Source organism: Burkholderia cepacia complex sp. TUM26381 (genome assembly GCF_057439935.1).
On record NZ_JBYATD010000004.1, the window covers coordinates 29189 to 47574 of the forward strand.

Below are 18386 nucleotides of genomic sequence, written 5' to 3' on the forward strand. Positions count from 1 at the left end.
GAGGAAGCGCCTTGAAGATTCACGTTGCGCGTGTGTCGCGACGCCGGACATCGCCATGGAGCAATTCCCGGCCGATTCGCGAGGAGTTCTTCGGCGAGGAGCGACTGGCGCAGCATGCGGGCAGCCTGGCTCGCGCGCAGAAGGTGTTGCCTGGCGTGATCTCGGGCCCGTCGCTCGCCACACGGCTGAAAGACAATGCGGATCATCTGCTGAAGGCCTATCAGAACACGGCGGCCGCAGACGCACGCGGCGAAGAGATCATGCCTGCCGCGGAGTGGCTGCTCGACAACTACTATCTTGTCGCGGAACAGGTGCGGCAGATCCGGGACGATCTCTCCCCGCGTTATTACCGCCAACTGCCCAAGCTCGGCAACGGCCCGTTCGCCGGTTATCCGCGCGTGCTCGAGATCAACTGGGCCTTCGTCGCCCATACCGACAGCCGTTTCGATCCCGACGCGCTATGCCGTTTCATGCTTGCCTATCAGGCCGTGGAACCGCTGACGATCGGCGAACTATGGGCGGTGGCGATCACGCTGCGGATCGTGCTGATCGAAAATCTGCGGCGGCTCGCGGATCAGATCATCGACGACCGGCGCGCGCGGCTCGACGCCGACGCGCTCGCGGATCGCCTGCTCGGCGAACGCGGGCAGGCGCGGGCGGAGACGGAGCCGCTCGTCGCGCGTTATGAGCAGGTGGTATCGCACGATGCGTTCGCGGTGCAGTTGATCCAGCGGCTGCACGATCCCGATCCGGCCGTCGCGCCGGCACTGGCGTGGCTGCATCGGCACCTGGCAGCGCGCGGCGCGACGCCGGACCAGATCGTCGCCTCCGTCAACCACGAGCAGGGCGCCGCCAGCCTCACCGTGCGCAACGTGATCACCAGCATGCGGCTGATTTCGGAGGTGGACTGGACCGAGTTGTTCGAGCGCATCAGTCTGGTCGATCAGGTGCTGCGCAGCCACCCGGGTTTCGCGGAGATGGATTTCCCCACGCGCAATCTGTATCGCGACGCGGTTGAGGCGCTTGCCCGCGGCGCGCCCGTCAGCGAGCTCGAGATTGCCCGTCGCGTCGTCTCCGATGCCGCGGCACAGGGGCCGAGCCACGCGCCGGCCGCCGGCGCGATGCCTGGCCGCGAGGCGGACCCCGGTTACTACCTGCTGGCGGACGGCCGCGCCGCATTCGAAGCGGAGATCGGCTATCGGCCGCCCGTTGCGTTATGGTTGCGGCGCCTCACCCGCCACGCCGGCCTCGGCGGGTATCTCGGTCGAATCGGGCTGATTGCCGCGCTGCTGCTGACGGGCATGCTGGCATGGCTCGCTTGCATCGAGCCGCCCGGTCAGTGGCTGATCCGGCTCGGCGTCGCCGGCCTGCTACCCGCGCTGGATGCCGCGGTCGCGCTCGTCAATCGCGGCGTGATGCGCGATGTCGGCGCGAAGATCCTGCCAGGCCTCGCATTGCTCGACGGCATTCCGCCGGACCTGCGCACGATGGTCGCCGTGCCGGTGCTGCTGACGACGGAAGCTGTGCTCGACGAGCAGATCGAGCAACTGGAAATTCATCATCTGGCGAGCCCCAACGGCGCGCTTTACTTCGCTTTGCTCTCCGACTGGATGGACGCGTCCACGCCGCACGCCGACAGCGACGACGGGCTGCTGGCATCCGCGACGGAGGGCATCGACCGGTTGAATCGCCTTTATCCGGCTGCGCCGGGCGAAGGCGAGCGCTTCCTGCTGCTGCACCGCAAGCGCGTATGGAACGATGGCGAACGGTGCTGGATGGGCTGGGAGCGCAAGCGCGGCAAGCTGCACGAGCTGAACCGGTTGCTGCGCGGCGCATCGGACACGACGTTCATCGCGGCGGCCGGCCGGACGCCGCACGTGCCGCCGGACGTGCGCTACGTGATCACGCTCGATGCCGATACGCGGTTGCTGCGCGATACCGTGCGCCGCCTGGTCGGCAAGATGGCGCACCCGCTCAACCGGCCGGTATTCGATTCGGCAAGCCGGCGCATCGTCGGCGGCTACGGCGTCCTTCAGCCGCGCGTCACGTCGTCGCTCGCGAGCGGCGACGAGGGTTCGCTGTTCCAGCGCGTGTCGTCGAGCGCGCACGGCATCGATCCTTACGTGTCGGCCGTATCGGATGTCTATCAGGATCTGTTCGACGAAGGCTCCTATGCGGGCAAGGGCATCTACGACGTCGATGCGTTCGAGGCGGTGCTCGCCGGTCGCGTGCCGGAGAACGCGGTGCTCAGTCACGATCTGTTCGAAGGTATTTTCGCGCGGGCCGGACTGGCGTCGGATATCGAGGTTGTCGAAGCGTCGCCGTCCCGCTACGACGTCGCCGCGAGCCGCCTGCACCGATGGGCGCGCGGCGACTGGCAGCTCCTGCCCTGGTTGCTGTTCGGCCACGAACCGTTGACGGCGGTCGGCCGCTGGAAGATGCTGGACAACCTGCGCCGCACACTCACGGCGCCCGCCATGCTGGTCGCGCTACTGGCCGGATGGATGCTGCCGCTCCCCGTATCGCTCGCCTGGAGCGCCTTCGTGCTGGTGACGATCGCGCTGCCGTTCCTGTTGCCTGTATTGAGCGGGCTGGTGCCGCGCTGGCGGCGCACGCACGTGAAGATGACCACGCGCAGCGTGCTCCATGCATGGTCGATGGAGTTGCGGTTCGCGTTGACGCGGTTCGGCCTGTCGATCGTCATGTTGCCGCAGCAGGCGTGGTCGATGGGCGACGCGATCGCGCGTACGCTGTTTCGTGTGGCGATCAGCCGTCGCCATCTGCTCGAATGGACCACGGCGGCCGCAGCGGGTGCGCGCGACCGGCGGACCCTCGCGCCCACCTATCTGCAAATGCGCGGCGGCGTGACGCTCGCGCTGCTTGTCGCGGCTGCCAGCCTGATGGCGGGCTGGCGCTTCGATCGTCATACGGGCTGGCTGGCCGTGCCGTTCGTACTCGTCTGGCTTGCCGCGCCGGCGATCGCGTATTGGCTGAGCCGCGCACCACGGTCGGCGGGCGAGCTGGCGGTGACTCCGCACGATGCGCGTCAACTGCGGCGCGACGCGCGCCTGACCTGGCGTTTTTTCGAGACGTTCGTGACGGCGGACGATCAGATGCTGCCGCTGGACAATTTCCAGGAGGACCCGAAGCCCGTCGTCGCGCACCGGACTTCGCCCACCAACATCGGGTTGTACCTGCTGTCCGCCGTCAGCGCCCGCGAGTTTGGCTGGCTCGGTACGCTGGACGCGGTGTCGCGGCTGGAGGCGACCGTCGCGACGATGCGGCTGATGTCACGCTATCGCGGCCACTTTTATAACTGGTACGACACGCGCGACCTGCGGCCCCTCGAGCCGAAGTACGTGTCGTCGGTCGACAGCGGCAATCTTGCCGGCCACCTGATCGCCCTCGGCAACGGTTGCCGGGCCTGGGCGAATCAGCCCGCCGGTGTGGGGTGGCAGGCCGCGTACGAAGGGATCGGTGACACGCTCGCGCTGTTGCGCAAGGCAGTGTGCCGCGATGGCGATGCCCGGACGACCTTGCACGGCGAATTCGAGCGGGCCGCGACCGAGCTGGATGAGACGCTCGCCGCGCCGGCCCGGGAAGTCGGCGCCCCGGACGGCCCCGCCGCGCCGGAATGGTCCGGGATCACGATCCTCACCGCGACGGTCGCCGATGTCGCGCGCGCGCTGACGGACGAGGTCGGCGGGGTGCGGGGCGGCGACGTCGACGACGTGCTGTTTTGGGCGCAGGCGCTGGAGCACGCGGTGCAGGGGCATTGCCGCGACGCGACGCGCACGCCGGACGAAGCGGACGTGCTGAACAAGCGCCTGCATGCGCTGGCCGATACCGCGTTGCAGATGGCCTATGCGATGGAGTTCGGCTTTCTGCTCGACCCGGTGCGCAATCTGCTGTCGATCGGTTACGCGGTGGCCGACGGACGGCTCGATCCGGGCAACTACGATCTGCTGGCATCGGAGGCGCGCCTCGCGAGTTTCGTCGCGATCGCGAAGGGTGATGTCCCGGCGCGGCACTGGTTCCGGCTCGGCCGCCTGGCGACGCCGATCGGGCACGGCGCGGCGCTGATCTCGTGGTCGGGATCGATGTTCGAATACCTGATGCCGTCGCTCGTGATGCGTGCGCCGGACAGCAGCCTGCTCGCGCGCACCAATCAGCTGGTGGTGCGTCGCCAGATCGCCTACGGCGACGGGCTGCGCCTGCCGTGGGGCATGTCCGAATCGGCGTACAACACGCGCGACATCGAGCTGACCTATCAGTATTCGAGCTTCGGCGTGCCGGAGTTGGGGCTCAAGCGCGATCTCGACCAGAACCTGGTGGTCGCGCCCTATGCGACCGCGCTCGCGGCGATGGTCGCGCCGGACGCCGCCGCGCGCAACTTCGAGCGGTTGCGTGCAGCCGGCGCGTGCGGGCGCTTCGGCTTCTACGAAGCGCTCGACTACACGCCCGCGCGCGTGCCGGAAGGCATGCCAGTTGCGATCGTGCGGGCATTCATGGCGCATCACCAGGGCATGTCGATCGTGTCGATCGCCAATGCACTGCTGGGCGGGCGCATTCGCGCCTTCTTCCATGGCGAGCCGGCCGTGCGCGCCACCGAGCTGCTGTTGCAGGAACGGGTGCCGGGCCGGGTCGCGGCAGGGCGGCCGCGGATCGACGCGAGCCCCGCCGGCAGGATGCATGGCGTCGACGCCGGCGTTGCACGGCGCCTGCTGTCGGCGGACGATCCCGCGCCCGTCACGCATCTGCTGTCCAACGGCCGCTACGCCGTGATGCTCACGGCCGCAGGCTCCGGCTACAGCCGCCGCGACGATCTGGCCGTCACGCGCTGGCGGGAAGACGCGACGCGCGACGATTGGGGTAGCTATCTGTATCTGCGCGACGCCGAGAGCGGCGAGGTCTGGTCGGCCACGTGGCAACCCACCGGCGTGGTGCCGGACAGCTACGAAGTGACGTTCACCGAAGATCGCGCCGAGTTCGTGCGCCGCGACGGCACCTTGACGACGTCGCTTGAGGTAGTGGTATCTGCCGAGGACGATGCGGAAGTGCGGCGGGTGTCGGTGGCCAATACCGGCTCCCGGCCACGCGTGATCGAATTCACGTCCTACGCGGAAATCGTGCTCGCTCCGCCCGCCGCCGATCATGCCCATCCCGCATTCTCGAAACTGTTCATTGAAACCGAGTACGTGCCGGCGTCCGGCGCGATTCTGGCGACGCGGCGCAAGCGCGCGCCGAACGAGGCGGAAGTTTGGGCCGCGCATCTGGCCGTGACCTCCGGCGAAACCGTCGGCGCGGAAGAATTCGACACCGATCGATTGCGCGTCATCGGACGCGGGCGCAGCGTTCGCCTGCCGCTTGCGCTGACCGAACAGCGTGCGCTGGGCGCTTGCGAAGGCGCGGTACTGGACGCGGCGTTCACGCTGCGGCAGCGGCTGCGCATCGAGCCGGGCGCGAAGGCGAGCATCGTCTATTGGACCATCGTCGCGGATTCGCGCGCGCAGCTGCTCGACCTGGTCGACAAGCATCGCGACGGCGAATCGTTCGCGCGGGCGGCGATGCTCGCGTGGACCCAGGCGCAGGTGCAGCTGCGGCATAGCGCGGTGAGCCTCGACGAGGCCGCGTTGTTCCAGCAACTGGCCGGATACATGCTCTACAGCGATGCGTCGATGCGGCCGGGGTCCGCCGCGCTGATACGCCATGCGGCGGCGGTGTCCGCGGCGGGCGGCGTGGGCGCGGCGCCGCTATGGACCCATGGCGTATCGGGCGATCTGCCGATCCTGCTGGTGCGGATCGACGACATCGAGCACATCGCGATGGTGCGGCAGCTGATCCGCGCGCACGAGTACTGGCGGATGAAGCGGCTCGAGGTCGATCTGGTCATCATCAACGAGCGCGCGGCGTCGTACGTGCAGGATTTGCAGGCGGCGCTCGAGGGGCTGGTGCGGACCCGGCAGCAGCCGGACGAAGCCGGGCGCGGCAGTATTTTCGTGCTGCGCGAGGATCTGATGGCGGCCGCGGCGCGCGCGCTGTTTCCGGCGGTCGCGCGCGCCGTGCTCGCCGCGCGCAACGGCCGGCTGGTGGACCAGTTGCGGCGCCTCGCGGGTTCACCGCTGCCCACGCGACCGGATCCCGCGCGCGCGCCGCTGCCGCCGCCCACGATTGCGCCGCCGAAGGGCGCGCAGGCCGGCGCCGGTCTCGAGTACTTCAACGGAATCGGCGGTTTCGCGCGTGGCGGCCGCGAATACGTCGTGATCCTGCAGCCCGGTCAATGCACGCCGATGCCGTGGGTCAACGTCGTCGCGAATCCCTCGTGCGGCTTCCTGACGTCGGCGGAGGGGGGCGGCTATACCTGGGTGACGAACAGCCGCGAGCATCCGCTGACGCCGTGGTCGAACGACCCGGTCACCGATCCGCCGAGCGAAGTGTTCTACATCCGCGACGACGAGACTGGCGTGCGCTGGGGGCCGCAAGCGGCCTCGATCGGCGACGACGCGCCGGGCGCGACCGCTTTCGTGGCGAGTCATGGCCAGGGCTACAGCCGGTTTGCGCATTCCGCCGCCGACGTCGCCGTCGAGTTGCTGCAGTTCGTGCCCCTGGCCGATCCTGTCAAGATTTCCCGCCTGACCTTGCGCAACCTGTCCGACCGGACTCGCCGGCTGTCCGTCGCAACCTATGCGGAGTGGGCGCTGGGTGCGTCGCGCAGCGTCGCGGCGCCGCACACCGCGAGCGAGATCGATCAGCCGACCGGAGCGCTGTTTGCCCGCAACGACTGGAGTCAGGTGTATCGCGGCAGGGTGGCGTTCGCCGATTTATGCGGCCTGCAAACCTCGTGGAGCGCGGACCGGCGCGAGTTCATCGGCCGCAATGGCGTCCTGAGCGATCCCGCCGGTTTTCCGGGCAGGGCCGGCGCGTCGCCGTTGTCGGGCCGCGTCGGCGCCGGGCTCGACCCGTGTGCCGCGTTGCAGACCACGGTCGATCTCGAACCCGGCGGCAGCATCGAAATCGTCTTGCTGCTCGGCGAGGGCGCCGACGCGGCAGCGGCGCGACAGTTGATCGCGCATTACCGTCAGGCGGATCTCGACGCGATATTCGCCGCCGTGACGGCGTTCTGGGACGAGACGCTCGGCGCGATCCAGGTCGAGACACCGGACCGCGCGATGGATCTGATGCTGAACCGCTGGCTGCTGTACCAGACGCTGTCTTGCCGGATCTGGGCGCGTGCGGGCTTCTATCAGGCGAGCGGCGCGTACGGCTTTCGCGACCAGTTGCAGGACGGCATGGCGCTCGCCATCGCCCGCCCGGCCCTGGCGCGCGAGCATCTGCTGCGGGCGGCGGCGCGCCAGTTTCCGGAAGGCGACATGCAGCACTGGTGGCTGCCGGAAAGCGGCAGCGGCGTACGCACACGGATCTCCGACGACCGCGTCTGGCTCGCGCATGCGGTTGCGCACTACGTCGACGTCAGCGGCGACCGCGCGATTCTCGATGTATCGATCCCGTTCATCGACGGACGGCCGCTGGCCGCCGACGAGCAGGACGCGTTCTTTATCCCGCGCATCTCGGAAACGAGCGCGTCGCTGTTCGAGCATTGCGTGCGCGGACTGGAGGCCAGTCTCGCGCAGGTCGGCGAGCATGGCCTGCCGCTGATCGGCACGGGCGACTGGAACGACGGCATGAACCGGGTCGGCGAAGCCGGGCGGGGTGAAAGTGTCTGGCTCGGGTGGTTTCTGCATGCGACGCTCACGGCGTTCGCCCCGCTCGCCGCGGCGCGCGGCTCGGCCGACCTGGCGGCGCGCTGGTCGACGCGTGCCGCCGCGTTGCGCGATGCGCTTGCCGATGCGGGATGGGACGGCGCATGGTATCGGCGCGGCTACTTCGACGACGGTACGCCGCTCGGCTCGGCCGGCAACGCCGAATGCTCGATCGACGCGATCGCGCAGTCGTGGAGCGTGCTGTCGCGCGCGGCGGACCCGATGCGCGCCGCTCAGGCAATGGACGCGCTGGAAGCGCAGTTGATCCGCCGCGACGATGGCCTGGCCCTGCTGTTCGCACCGCCGTTCGATCGTTCGTCGGTCGATCCCGGTTATGTCAAGGGCTATCCGCCGGGCATCCGGGAGAACGGCGGCCAGTACACGCATGCGGCCACGTGGTCGGTGCTCGCGTTCGCGCAAATGGGCGACGGCGATCGCGCCGCGAATCTGTTCGCGCTGCTCAATCCGGTCAATCGCAGCCGCACGCGCAGCGGGGCGAATCGCTATCGGGTCGAGCCGTACGTGGTCGCGGCCGACGTATATTCCGTCGCGCCGCATGTCGGCCGCGGCGGCTGGACGTGGTACACCGGCTCGGCCGGCTGGCTCTATCGCGCGGGCGTCGAAGGCGTGCTCGGTCTGCGCAGGCATGGCGACATGCTGTCCATTCAACCGTGCATCCCGCTGTCCTGGCCGGGCTTTAGGGCCACGCTGCGTCACGGCACGTCGCACTACGACATCGTCGTCGAGAATCCGGGCGGCGCCAGCGGCGGCGTGTCCCGCCTCGTGGTCGATGGCGTGCGGCTCGCCGCCGGCGAAGCGGAGGTGCGGCTCGTGGACGACGGTCGCCGCCACAGCGTGGTCGTGACGCTGGGGGCGGCGCAAGCGGTGCTTCTGTGACGCGGCAGATCGGCATCCGCTCCGGTACGTTAGCGGACGGACTGCGCGCGATCGACCGGCCATCATGAACCGATGTCCCGAATTTCATCGAGATGTCAGCGCATGGGCCTCCGTACGCCGTGCCGGATCAGACGGCGCCGCGGCACCCCAAAGGAGATGATCATGAGAAAGCTAGATTCCGTGGCACTCGAGATGGCGATAGTCACCATGACGATTGTCGTGTTGGCAGGTTGCGGTGGGATGTCTCACCGTGGAACGGACACCGTGATCGGGGCGGGTGTCGGCGGCGTCGCCGGCGCGGTACTGACGGGCGGCAGTGCATTGGGCACGGTGGGCGGCGCGGCCGTCGGCGGGGTGGTCGGCAATCAGGTCGGGAAATAGATCGGGCGTTTTCGGAAGACCCGGTACATGGGCAATTGGGACAGCATGGACATCGACTGGCTGAGAAACGTGTTCGGCAGGCATCCGTGTTATGTCGATGGCGGGACGCAGCCCAGGCAGTACCTACTTTTGCGACAGCAGCCGGTCGCTTTCCCTCTTGACTACCATGTAGCATTCGCACACGCGCCGCTCGAGGGCGCTGCGATCGACGACTTCAATCAATCCGCGCGAATAACGGATGATGCCTTCTTCCTGAAGCCGTTTTGCGGTTTCCGTCACGCTGGCTCTGCGCACGCCGAGCATGTCGGCAATCAGTTCCTGCGTCATCCGCACGTTGCGCGAATCCAGCCGGTCAAGGCTCAGCAGCAGCCAACGGCAGAATTGCTGCGCGATCGAGTGATGGCGATTGCACACGGCCGTCTGCGCCATCTGGGTGATGAGCGCCTGCGTGTAGCGCAGAAACACGCGCTGCAATGCACCGCCGCGCGCGAATTCCTCTTTCACGATCTGTCCGCTCAGGCGGAACGCTTCGCCCGCGCTCTGGACGATGGCCCGGTTCGGCATCGTTTCACCGCCCATGAACAGCGCGACGCCAAGCAGCCCGTCGCGTCCGACCACGGCAATTTCCGCGGACGAACCGTTTTCCATCACGTACAGCATCGAAATGATCGCCGTCGTCGGCAGGTAGACGTGGCTCAGGTGATCGCCCGGTTCATACACCACATGCCCGAGCGGCAGCGCGACCCACGACAGATGGGGCTCGATGCGCTTGCGCTCGTCCATGGGCAATTCGCCGAGAAGATTGTTCGCTACTACGGGCGAGTCGGCCGCGTCGTCCCGCTCTGCGGGCACGACGCCTACTCCCGATCGGATTCGGTCGATGCGCGCAAGAAGCTTTGCATGCTGTGCTGCCTGTGTTTCCCGGTTTTTCTCGGGCAGCAAGCTCGACAGCGACGTACGCAACGTGTCGTGACCCAGTGCATCGAGGATCTTGATCTTGGTCAGGATGCCGAGATCGCTTTTGCCGGTGCGCCATGCCGAGATTTGCGCGCGCGTAAGCCCCAGGCTGTCGGCCAGTTGCGCATCGCTGCCGAACTGCCCCTCGCGCTTCAGTTCGTCGAACAGCTTGCTCCAATCAAATCGCATCGATCGATAGTTAAGTTTGGTGTCAAATTGATTTGACACCACGCCTGGTCGATGAAAAAATACGATGAGCATTGGTATGTCAAATCCTAGAGACACTTATAGCATAGGCGCCTTCCGTCGTGAAACAGCGTCCGTGCTTCGGGCATTCACGCCGCGCTCGTGCGTTTCACGAGATCCGCATGAGTGATCGCCCGTCTTACATCCGTCTTCCTCCTTCGTTGTCCGACAGTGTTCTCGCCGTTGTGCCACCTTCCGTGGGCGATGACGAATTTGCCGCTCACCAGATCGAATTCATCCAGCGCGTTTTCAATTATAGCGCTTATCTGCGCGAGCATGCGCGTGAGACGCCCGTCTCCGATTCCTTCCTCATTGCATTCGTTAGCCTGCTCGAGGCGATCGATGCAAATGCCCCCGAGGATGCTCGCCGATGCGCGCGGCAACTGCAGCAAATTCTCCGGATGCTCGTTGATGAGCCCGACGGCAGCCCACCTGAACCGGCTGCACCGCCCGCAATCTGTTGACCGGCTATTCCACGCCGCGCGGCCGCGTGCTGCGCTCGGCGGCAAATCCCGGGCACGGTAGCGGACAGAAGAATTGTTCGCACGATACTAGACTGCTCAAGCACTCAGACGGATCGATCGGCATACCGATTGATGATGATTAAGCCATCCATCGAAGGGTGGCTAAGCGATTGCTGGGGGAGCGGCGACATGAATATCGAAGCACTGGCTGCCCGACTGGCGCAGACGTTCGGTCCGCAGAGTCTGGCCGGACTGGCGCTCGCCGAATTGAAGCGCTGTCGGGCGAATGGCGAGCGTGCGGCCCTCATTCTGGAAAAGGGCACATTTGCCGTTGTGCACGACAGACTCAATCCCGACGATTTGCCCACTACCGTCAGGAAACCAGCATTCGATTGCAGGGATCGCGTGGATGGCGGTAGCGGCAGACGCCTGCGATACCTCGCGCATTCGAACGGTTACGTCATCGTGTGCTGGACCGAGGGCACGCCTTTCGTTGTAAACGAACGGCACTGGCTTGTGATGAGGGTCTGCTCGCATCGCCATCGGATGTCGCCGGCGTGATCCCCGACCAGGCCGTGCTGCCGCTCGTCGCCACGAAAAGCCGCATCCTCGCCGGCGCGAGCCTCGCGACGTTCGACGCGGAAATCGTGGCGGGGCTTTCGATCGAGACCGTCCGCCTGTGGGCGTCGCTTCCCCGCATGCAGATCGCCGTCCGGAATGACTCCGGGGTTCCCTATCGCATGATCGCCGTCGAATCGATGCGCCAGTGGCACTGCTTGATCCAGTGGTTCCAGGATAACCGGTTCGCGGATGAACTTTCCGGCCGTTGCTTTTCCAGAAACAAATTCGACGCCATCTTCCGCAAGTTAGTGTGACCGGCGCGTCTAGCGGGCAGGGCATCCGTACGATGCCGCCTTCAATCGAACTTGAAAAGGCAATCTTTCTCGATCACTTTACCGCCCTTCATCAAGATGCTTCGCGGAAAATCGTGGAGGGCTTGAGGGCGATTGCGTAATCTGACGCCTGACCTTAAAGGGAGCGGGAAAGATAATTACTCGACCCTAGGCACTTCAGGCGCCGGGTTGCTGGGCGAGTTATTGGTTAAAGCGTGGGGAATGGCCGATCCGATTGGCCGGTGAGTGCTGTGGGTTGGGGGGGATGGATGGCTCGCGCGACACGTTTCGAACCTGCATCGAACAGTTGCCTGAAGGCATCGCCGCGCGCATCGAAACGGTCACCATCGACATGACTACGGCCTATGAGCTGGGGATCAAGGCACAGTGCCCGCAAGCAGAAATCATCATTGATCTGTATCGCGTCGCGGCAAAGTTCTACCGCAAGCCGGCCTGGGCGAAAAAGGCTTGGGAGGCAATGATTCGAACAGGCTCGGGAAAGCGGGATGGCCGCCCTGCAAAAGTTCGCCGGACGTTTGCAGGGCTACTGGCATGGAATCGTGACCCGAACGGAACAGCGCGGATCAAGGCCATTGCCGAATTCTTGATCCGCCTGTGCCAGTAGGCCCGATGCCGGAACGTCGGCGACGTAGCCTGCGGGACGCGCGCACGACAACGCGGAGCGCGAATGTCATGCTCCGCCTGTGTCGGGAGCAACGCCGTATCATGATCACAGTGCGTGCTCAATTCGGCGGATAGGCCATACCCCAGCGCTTTCTCGAATCGGCGATCCGTTGCTTCGCGGTCCGCAATCGTTCTTGCTCGGTCGGGCACGTATGCGTCGGCACTTCGGGCGCGGCGGGCATACCGTCGTCCGTTGCATTGTCCTGCTCGTATTTACGGCGTTGCTGCCCGACAGCGTCGTCTTTCTGCTTGCGGTCGTTCATCTGCCTGCTCCCGTGAATTCGCCTTGCGCGGGCGTATCGGCATCGACGACGCACGCGTGTCGAATACAGGATGACCGGGCCGGACGAAGAAGTCGGTACGATGCCGCGCAGTGTCGGCCAGCGCCGTTGCTGACGGATTCCTAGAGCCGCTTCAGGTCAGGAAGCAGGCGATCGAATTCGCGTTTGACCACGCTGTAGCATTCGCACACACGCTTTTCGAGCCCGGGTCGGTCCAGCACCTCGATATGGCCGTAGTTGTAGCGGATGAGGCCAGCGTCCTGCAGTTTCAATGCCGCTTCCGTCACGCCCGACCTGCGCACGCCCAGCATGTTGGCGATCAGCTCCTGCGTCATGCGCAACTGGTTCGATGGCAGACGGTCGAGGCTGAGCAGCAGCCAGCGACACAGCTGCTGATCGATCGAGTGATGACGGTTGCATACCGCGGTCTGCGCCATCTGCGTGATGAGCGCCTGCGTATAGCGCAACAACAGACGCTGCATCGAGTTGCCGCGCCGGAATTCTTCTTTCAGGACGCTCGCGTCGAGCCGGTAGGCCTGCCCAGCGCTTTGCACGACGGCGCGACTCGGCGTCGTTTCACCACCCATGAACAGCGACACGCCGATCATGCCCTCATGCCCGACGATCGCGATTTCCGCAGACGAGCCATCCTCCATCACGTACAGCAGCGACACGATCGTCGTGGTCGGAAAATAGACGTGATGAAGCTGGCCGCCCGATTCGTACAGCACTTTCCCGAGCGGCATGTCGACGATCGTCAGGTTCGGGATGATGCGTGCAAGCTCGTTCTCCGGCAGTGCGGCAAGCAGGTGATTTTCAGTGATGGGGGGGATGTCTGGCATGCGTGGTTCCTAGGCTCGCATCTGGCGCGATGGCGTTGTCTGGTCGCTTCGAGCGCAGCGGGGAGTGAGCGGGATTCACTATCGTATCTCGTCGTTCGCAGCTTGACGGTACGGTAGCTGAAAATAAGCCCGATTTCCTGACGAGCCAGGGACGGCCGTGATCGGCAAGGCTCAGGGAGCTGTTCGCCGCGCGATGTCGACTACAAGGAAGTCAGGTCAACGCCGGCTTTGGCGCCGGGCGCGGTGCAAGCGGCGCTTCCGTGAGACGGTCGGCCGGCATCCAGTCCGGTACGTTAGCGGACGGACTTCGCGCGAATTACCCCCCATCGTGATTCGACGTCTCGAATTTCATCGGGACGTCAGCCCAGGGGGGGCCGCGCGCCGTGCGGGATCGGACAGCGTAGCGGCGACCCGAGGAGATGATCACGAGAAAGCTACATTCCGTGCCGGTCGGGACGGCGATAGTCACCATAACGATGATCGTACTGGCGGGTTGCGGCGACATGTCCCACCGCGGAACGGATACCGTGATCGGGGCTGGTGTCGGCGGCGTCGCCGGTGCGGTCCTGACGGGCGGCAGTGCGTTGGGCACCGTTGGCGGTGCCGTCGTCGGAGGGGTTGTCGGCAATCAGGTCGGGAAATAGGAGGCTCGTCGAAGGGCAGGGAATCGGCACGCGCACGCGTCGTCACGGCGAAGCGTGCGCGGATACCAGTGTGGCGCGGAGTGCGAACGGAATGTCGGCATTTCTTCTGAACGGCGAACTGAGGCTGTCCTGGTTGCAGCTTGCGTGGGTCGTGTTCGTGCTCACGCATGTCACCATCATCAGCGTGACCGTGTACCTGCACCGCTGCCAGGCGCACCGGGCGCTGGATCTGCACCCGTGCATCAGTCACTTCTTCCGGTTCTGGCTGTGGTTGACGACCGGCATGCTGACCTCGCAATGGGTCGCGGTGCATCGCAAGCATCACGCGCGGAGCGAGACCCCGGACGATCCGCATAGCCCGCGAACCCGCGGCCTCGCGACCGTGCTGCTGCGCGGCGCGGAACTGTACCGTGCGGAAGTGCGGAACGAGGAAACGGCGCGCAGATACGGATCGGGGACGCCGGACGACTGGCTCGAACGCCACGTCTATGCCCGCTATCCGAATCTCGGCGTCGGGCTGCTGGTCGTGATCGACGTCGGGCTGTTCGGGTTGCCCGGCGTGGCGGCGTGGGCGATCCAGATGATATGGATTCCGTTCTGGGCCGGTGGCGTGATCAATGGCTTAGGCCATTTCAGCGGCTATCGGAATTTCGCGACACCCGATGCGAGTACCAACCTTTTCCCGCTGGGCATCCTGATCGGCGGCGAAGAGCTGCACAACAATCATCACGCGTACGTGACGTCCGCCAGGCTGTCGAATCGCTGGTTCGAGTTCGATATCGGCTGGGCGTACATCCGCCTGCTGGCGGCATTGCGGCTGGCGACCGTTCGGCGAGTCGCAACGCAGCCGCGCCTGCTCCCGGTCAAGGCAGTCGCCGACGACGCGACGCTGCAAGCGGTCATCCGCAACCTGCATGCGGTGATGGCCGCCTTTGCGCGCACGCTCGAGTCCGCCTGCCGGCGGGAACTGCGCCGCGTCGAGGACATGAGTCGAGACGACAAACGCGCGTTCGCGCTCGGCATGAAACGCTGGCTGCGCCAGGCCTGGGGCCATCGGAACAAGCCCGACCTGCGCGTGCTGACGAGCCCCAATGCCAACCGGCGAATACGCGTGTATGCGGATATGTACGACGCGTTGCTCGAGCTATGGACGTGGCCACACGCGTCGCACGAGCAATTGCTGGCTCAGTTACAGGATTGGTGCCGCTGCGCGGAGCAGAGCGGCATCGACGCGATCGCCGAATTCTCGATACACCTGCGCCGGTATGCGTGATCCCGGCCCGCCCGCGACCTGCGGTGCGGGACCGGTGTGCCACGGCGCGTGGCGCATCCGTCGCTCATCTCGCCCGATTGTCGGGGCGCAAATAACGCCACTTGCTCGCATTGGAGTTGATGCCGGCATCCTGACGGATGCGCTTTTCGGCGCGTTCGACGTCGGCACGCGCGAGATCGTCCCGCTGTTTTTGCCGGGTTGCGTCATCGCGCCGGTCGATCGAGGTGCTTGAGTAATATTTCATGGATCGCTCCTGAGTGAGATGTGCTCGCGTCGCGAGACGCCGCATCGAGTCCGATGCGGCGGATGGATCAGATCGCCGTAGGGGCGATTCTGCCGTCGACGATGTCCTTGCCGAATTGCATCGCCAGATCGAGGGCGAGCGCCGCCGTTTGCGGAGCGCCATGCTCGAAAATGGTCGAGTAACGCGGCGCCGTTGCCGAGGTCGACGGAATCGTGTCGATGCGTACGATTGAACCGAAGCGTTTCGGACCGGGGGCGTGGGGATCGCCGAACGGCGGGAAAAGCATTTGTGAATAGACGCGGAGTTCACGGCCGCGATATTCGAGAGTGGGAATGGTCATGATGTGCTCCTGACAGAGCAACCGTTGGCGCCGAAGGATTCGAGGGCGCCGATGCCTTGACAACGAACCGGCAGGTCTCTGTAGTGTGCGCGTTCGAAACCGGTTGCGCAATACAAAATATCGGATACCGAATCATATTGTCGATTCAGGTTGATCATCGGGCGTCAGCGAGGTGCCGCAAAACCTGCGTCCAAATAGTCGATACCGTACAGACCCGCGCGTGTCGTTCGGTTCAACATGAAGTCAATACCGAGGAGGCCGCCATGTGCATCCCACTTTCACCCGAGGTCGTCGAGACCCTCAAATCGCTTGATCGGATTCCCGATTCACAAGCCGATATTCCACGCGTCATAGCCGATGAACTGTTGACTCACGGGCTTGCATACGAGTCGCGCACCGGCGGTTCGATCAACATGACCGCCGCAGGCCGGCTGTGGCTGAATCGGTGCGCCGATTAGCGCGCACGCGTCGACCGGGTTTGTCCTGTACAACGATCCATGGACCCATGAGGCAACGATGAAAATCCCATCTACACGATGGTTTACGCTGGACCAATATGCGCCTGTGCGCGACGGATGGTATGAGGTTCGACTGGTGAGCGGAGACACGGCGTTTGCGAAGTTCGGCGACGGCGAATGGACGGAAAAGCCGATGCTCACCTTTATGCGCTGGCGAGGCTTGTGTTCCGATCCGGCCAAGTCGAGCGACCAGGAGACGCTTGCAGTGGATGCGACCTCGGCGAAAGGTGTCCGGGACGCGTTCTTTCCCGGCGTGGGAGACGCGCAGCACAAGCCGCTTGCCGACGTGCACAGCGACCACCCTCGACGCATTGCGGTATCGTGAAGGTCGGTCGGGAGGCGGGTAGTGCCGGATGTTGCCTGCACGCGCCGTCAACATCCGGTGAATTCGCGTCACGTTGCCCGATCGCGCGGTGCGACAGAACCGAACCGTTCGCGTGAGCATCCTACGACCGCTTCCTGAGTTGCTCTTTCGCGTCACCGAATGACGCTTGCGTCTTTCCGACGACCTGTTCGACCTTGCCCTGCATCCTGGTCGATCGATTCCCCATGATTCTGCCGACCATTTCCTTCAGTTTGCCCTTCGCTTCCGCGATGCGGCCTCTCATCTGGTCCCTGTTCATCATCTTGTTCCTTGACATGGATCGCTTGTTTCACCGGTGCGAAATCCTGAACCATCGAAGCGTCGTACCGGGTGCTTTGGCGCGCGACAATCAGGATGCCGGAATACAGGTTGAGCGCATTCGTGATGGAAGTCGGTACGATGCCGTACGTGAACCGGCACCGCCACGCGAGCAGGTGTATGCGGGCGGCTCCCGGGTCGATCGCTACGAAGGGTGGTTGTCTGTTTTTACATGCTTGGTACGCTTTCGTACCGCATTCACGTTCGCCAGTGTGTAGCGTCGGGGATATCCACGCACAGCCTGAGGCGAATCATACAGCGACGAACACTTACATGAGGTACGCCGGGATCGCGTCTTGCTATCCGCGTCGTGGTGCAGGGATGCACGACGACCGGCACATCCGACGCGAGCGGCCGCCAGATCGACGAATGCCACATCACCGCCGCCGGCGTCGGCTCGCTCCTTGCGCGCTCTTGCACGACCGCCAAGAGCCCGCGTGTCACCTGGCTCAAGTCGCTGTAACGAGCATCGGAGGCAGCGCGGATTCGTATCCATCTGTCGTTGTCAATCTTGCGGAGGGCATATGCACATCCTCACGAGCGCGGGCCCACTGGTTTCGCTGATCGCCGGCATTCTGATTCTCGTCGTGCCACGGCTGTTGAATTACATCGTTGCGATCTACCTGATCGTCATCGGGTTGCTCGGTTTGTTCGGAGGGCATCTCCACTGAACCGGGCCCCGCCACCCGAAAAAGCAGGTGACGAACCTCGCAGGCGGTACCCACGATCGTCGGCTCGTCGGTGTCGACAGGTCGATCGGTCGCGCGGTGCCGTGCGTCCGGTACGTTGCCGGACAGACTCCACGCCAGCGTCCGCCTACCTTGATATCGAAAGAGCCGATGCACGTCCCGAACCGGGTGCATCGCGCACGAGCCCTGCATGAAGAAGCGGGACGACTTTCGTCCGGGGAACTCCGGCATTCGAGATGCGGCGCCGCGAATTTCGACGCGACCGGCGACGAACGGCGCGTGTGCGCGTCGACGTGGAATCGCACGGGAGCGTATCGACGGAAACATCGTTTCGATTGCATTCGGCGAGGCCATCGATGCGGACGCATCGCGGCATGACCGGCCGGATTGATTGAGGAGAGACGACATGTCGCTGGGACTGCTTCTACTGATCGTTGTCGTGCTGCTGATGGTCGGGGTGATCCCGACCTGGCGCTACAGCAACGGCTGGGGTTATGGTCCAAGCGGATTGCTGGGCCTGGTATTGGTCGTGTTACTCATCCTGATGCTGCTGGGCAGGCTGTGACGCGGGACATCATCGACGCTGCAAGT

The 18386-nt window shown here is 65.0% G+C and carries 19 protein-coding genes and 1 pseudogene; 14 read left to right on the forward strand and 6 right to left on the reverse strand.

Annotation, left to right across the window (positions count from 1 at the left end; translation table 11 throughout):
• The first annotated feature begins 11 nt into the window (after positions 1-11).
• Together ACWMMN_RS37555 and ACWMMN_RS37560 are read left to right on the forward strand one after the other, a co-directional pair.
• A complete protein-coding gene (locus ACWMMN_RS37555; protein WP_486424534.1) occupies positions 12-8657 on the forward strand; it encodes a GH36-type glycosyl hydrolase domain-containing protein in 8646 nt (2881 codons plus the stop codon).
• A gap of 162 nt (positions 8658-8819) precedes the next feature.
• Entirely contained in the window at positions 8820-9038 is a 219-nt protein-coding gene (locus ACWMMN_RS37560; protein ID WP_041489507.1) for a glycine zipper 2TM domain-containing protein, read from the forward strand.
• A 123-nt stretch (positions 9039-9161) separates the two neighbouring features.
• Here ACWMMN_RS37560 and ACWMMN_RS37565 read toward each other — a convergent pair whose 3' ends face one another.
• Complete coding sequence (locus ACWMMN_RS37565) at positions 9162-10256, reverse strand: helix-turn-helix domain-containing protein (RefSeq protein ID WP_486424535.1); 1095 nt, start codon at positions 10254-10256, stop codon at positions 9162-9164.
• Between the two features lie 107 nt (positions 10257-10363).
• On the opposite strand from ACWMMN_RS37565, the gene ACWMMN_RS37570 reads away from it, so the two are divergent.
• The 4 genes and pseudogenes from ACWMMN_RS37570 to ACWMMN_RS37585 form a co-directional block, all read left to right on the forward strand.
• The gene (locus ACWMMN_RS37570; protein WP_486424536.1) at positions 10364-10705 is read left to right on the forward strand and encodes a hypothetical protein; all 342 of its coding nucleotides are present in this window, start codon (positions 10364-10366) and stop codon (positions 10703-10705) included.
• Between the two features lie 189 nt (positions 10706-10894).
• Complete coding sequence (locus ACWMMN_RS37575; protein WP_127479540.1) at positions 10895-11266, forward strand: hypothetical protein; 372 nt, start codon at positions 10895-10897, stop codon at positions 11264-11266.
• The gene (locus ACWMMN_RS37580; protein ID WP_226153369.1) at positions 11263-11580 is read left to right on the forward strand and encodes a hypothetical protein; all 318 of its coding nucleotides are present in this window, start codon (positions 11263-11265) and stop codon (positions 11578-11580) included. Before ACWMMN_RS37575 ends, ACWMMN_RS37580 begins: the two co-directional genes overlap by 4 nt.
• Positions 11581-11820: 240 nt before the next feature.
• A pseudogene (locus tag ACWMMN_RS37585) lies at positions 11821-12167 on the forward strand (transposase); the annotation flags it as partial.
• A 174-nt stretch (positions 12168-12341) separates the two neighbouring features.
• On the opposite strand, the gene ACWMMN_RS37590 reads toward ACWMMN_RS37585, so the two are convergent.
• Positions 12342-12545 (reverse strand): hypothetical protein, encoded by a 204-nt coding sequence (locus tag ACWMMN_RS37590; RefSeq protein ID WP_006413539.1) that lies wholly within the window; start codon positions 12543-12545, stop codon positions 12342-12344.
• Positions 12546-12685: 140 nt separating this feature from the next.
• Entirely contained in the window at positions 12686-13405 is a 720-nt protein-coding gene (locus ACWMMN_RS37595; RefSeq protein ID WP_011548853.1) for a Crp/Fnr family transcriptional regulator, read from the reverse strand.
• A 503-nt stretch (positions 13406-13908) separates the two neighbouring features.
• Here ACWMMN_RS37595 and ACWMMN_RS37600 point away from each other — a divergent pair.
• The gene (locus ACWMMN_RS37600) at positions 13909-14049 is read left to right on the forward strand and encodes a glycine zipper 2TM domain-containing protein (RefSeq protein WP_233633598.1); all 141 of its coding nucleotides are present in this window, start codon (positions 13909-13911) and stop codon (positions 14047-14049) included.
• A gap of 91 nt (positions 14050-14140) precedes the next feature.
• The gene (locus ACWMMN_RS37605) at positions 14141-15322 is read left to right on the forward strand and encodes a DesA family fatty acid desaturase (RefSeq protein WP_174993917.1); all 1182 of its coding nucleotides are present in this window, start codon (positions 14141-14143) and stop codon (positions 15320-15322) included.
• A gap of 64 nt (positions 15323-15386) precedes the next feature.
• Here the strand turns inward: ACWMMN_RS37605 and ACWMMN_RS37610 are convergent, their stop codons facing one another.
• The gene (locus tag ACWMMN_RS37610) at positions 15387-15566 is read right to left on the reverse strand and encodes a hypothetical protein (protein ID WP_059234129.1); all 180 of its coding nucleotides are present in this window, start codon (positions 15564-15566) and stop codon (positions 15387-15389) included.
• Between the two features lie 67 nt (positions 15567-15633).
• Positions 15634-15906: a hypothetical protein gene (locus tag ACWMMN_RS37615; protein ID WP_006413577.1), complete on the reverse strand. Its 273-nt coding sequence runs from the start codon at positions 15904-15906 to the stop codon at positions 15634-15636.
• Positions 15907-16169: 263 nt separating this feature from the next.
• On the opposite strand from ACWMMN_RS37615, the gene ACWMMN_RS37620 reads away from it, so the two are divergent.
• Positions 16170-16364 (forward strand): hypothetical protein, encoded by a 195-nt coding sequence (locus ACWMMN_RS37620; protein ID WP_034196223.1) that lies wholly within the window; start codon positions 16170-16172, stop codon positions 16362-16364.
• A gap of 58 nt (positions 16365-16422) precedes the next feature.
• Complete coding sequence (locus ACWMMN_RS37625; protein ID WP_059234128.1) at positions 16423-16749, forward strand: hypothetical protein; 327 nt, start codon at positions 16423-16425, stop codon at positions 16747-16749.
• A 121-nt stretch (positions 16750-16870) separates the two neighbouring features.
• On the opposite strand, the gene ACWMMN_RS37630 is transcribed toward ACWMMN_RS37625, so the two are convergent.
• A complete protein-coding gene (locus tag ACWMMN_RS37630; RefSeq protein ID WP_059236743.1) occupies positions 16871-17047 on the reverse strand; it encodes a CsbD family protein in 177 nt (58 codons plus the stop codon).
• Here ACWMMN_RS37630 and ACWMMN_RS37635 point away from each other — a divergent pair.
• The 4 genes from ACWMMN_RS37635 to ACWMMN_RS37650 all read left to right on the forward strand — a co-directional run bounded on the left by ACWMMN_RS37635 (position 16974) and on the right by ACWMMN_RS37650 (position 18360).
• A complete protein-coding gene (locus ACWMMN_RS37635) occupies positions 16974-17324 on the forward strand; it encodes a hypothetical protein (protein WP_174993880.1) in 351 nt (116 codons plus the stop codon). The two genes, ACWMMN_RS37630 and ACWMMN_RS37635, sit on opposite strands and share 74 nt — an antisense overlap.
• 306 nt (positions 17325-17630) lie before the next feature.
• Entirely contained in the window at positions 17631-17777 is a 147-nt protein-coding gene (locus ACWMMN_RS37640; protein WP_006413561.1) for a DUF3096 domain-containing protein, read from the forward strand.
• A gap of 208 nt (positions 17778-17985) precedes the next feature.
• On the forward strand, positions 17986-18186 hold the full coding sequence (locus ACWMMN_RS37645; protein WP_059234127.1) for a hypothetical protein: 201 nt from the start codon (positions 17986-17988) through the stop codon (positions 18184-18186).
• A 15-nt stretch (positions 18187-18201) separates the two neighbouring features.
• Positions 18202-18360, forward strand: coding sequence for a DUF3309 family protein (locus ACWMMN_RS37650; protein WP_089448652.1), 159 nt, complete (start codon positions 18202-18204; stop codon positions 18358-18360).
• The last annotated feature ends 26 nt before the right edge of the window (positions 18361-18386 follow it).

Coding starts and splice junctions, on each gene's coding strand:
- ACWMMN_RS37640 (WP_006413561.1), top strand. CDS start 17,631: ATGCACATCCTCACGAGCGCGGGCCCACTGGTTTCGCTGATCGCCGGC.
- ACWMMN_RS37560 (WP_041489507.1), top strand. CDS start 8,820: ATGAGAAAGCTAGATTCCGTGGCACTCGAGATGGCGATAGTCACCATG.
- ACWMMN_RS37615 (WP_006413577.1), bottom strand. CDS start 15,906: ATGACCATTCCCACTCTCGAATATCGCGGCCGTGAACTCCGCGTCTAT.
- ACWMMN_RS37565 (WP_486424535.1), bottom strand. CDS start 10,256: ATGCTCATCGTATTTTTTCATCGACCAGGCGTGGTGTCAAATCAATTT.
- ACWMMN_RS37590 (WP_006413539.1), bottom strand. CDS start 12,545: ATGAACGACCGCAAGCAGAAAGACGACGCTGTCGGGCAGCAACGCCGT.
- ACWMMN_RS37575 (WP_127479540.1), top strand. CDS start 10,895: ATGAATATCGAAGCACTGGCTGCCCGACTGGCGCAGACGTTCGGTCCG.
- ACWMMN_RS37600 (WP_233633598.1), top strand. CDS start 13,909: ATGTCCCACCGCGGAACGGATACCGTGATCGGGGCTGGTGTCGGCGGC.
- ACWMMN_RS37595 (WP_011548853.1), bottom strand. CDS start 13,405: ATGCCAGACATCCCCCCCATCACTGAAAATCACCTGCTTGCCGCACTG.
- ACWMMN_RS37645 (WP_059234127.1), top strand. CDS start 17,986: ATGAAGAAGCGGGACGACTTTCGTCCGGGGAACTCCGGCATTCGAGAT.
- ACWMMN_RS37625 (WP_059234128.1), top strand. CDS start 16,423: ATGAAAATCCCATCTACACGATGGTTTACGCTGGACCAATATGCGCCT.
- ACWMMN_RS37635 (WP_174993880.1), top strand. CDS start 16,974: ATGATTCTGCCGACCATTTCCTTCAGTTTGCCCTTCGCTTCCGCGATG.
- ACWMMN_RS37630 (WP_059236743.1), bottom strand. CDS start 17,047: ATGAACAGGGACCAGATGAGAGGCCGCATCGCGGAAGCGAAGGGCAAA.
- ACWMMN_RS37620 (WP_034196223.1), top strand. CDS start 16,170: ATGTGCATCCCACTTTCACCCGAGGTCGTCGAGACCCTCAAATCGCTT.
- ACWMMN_RS37605 (WP_174993917.1), top strand. CDS start 14,141: ATGTCGGCATTTCTTCTGAACGGCGAACTGAGGCTGTCCTGGTTGCAG.
- ACWMMN_RS37650 (WP_089448652.1), top strand. CDS start 18,202: ATGTCGCTGGGACTGCTTCTACTGATCGTTGTCGTGCTGCTGATGGTC.
- ACWMMN_RS37610 (WP_059234129.1), bottom strand. CDS start 15,566: ATGAAATATTACTCAAGCACCTCGATCGACCGGCGCGATGACGCAACC.
- ACWMMN_RS37570 (WP_486424536.1), top strand. CDS start 10,364: ATGAGTGATCGCCCGTCTTACATCCGTCTTCCTCCTTCGTTGTCCGAC.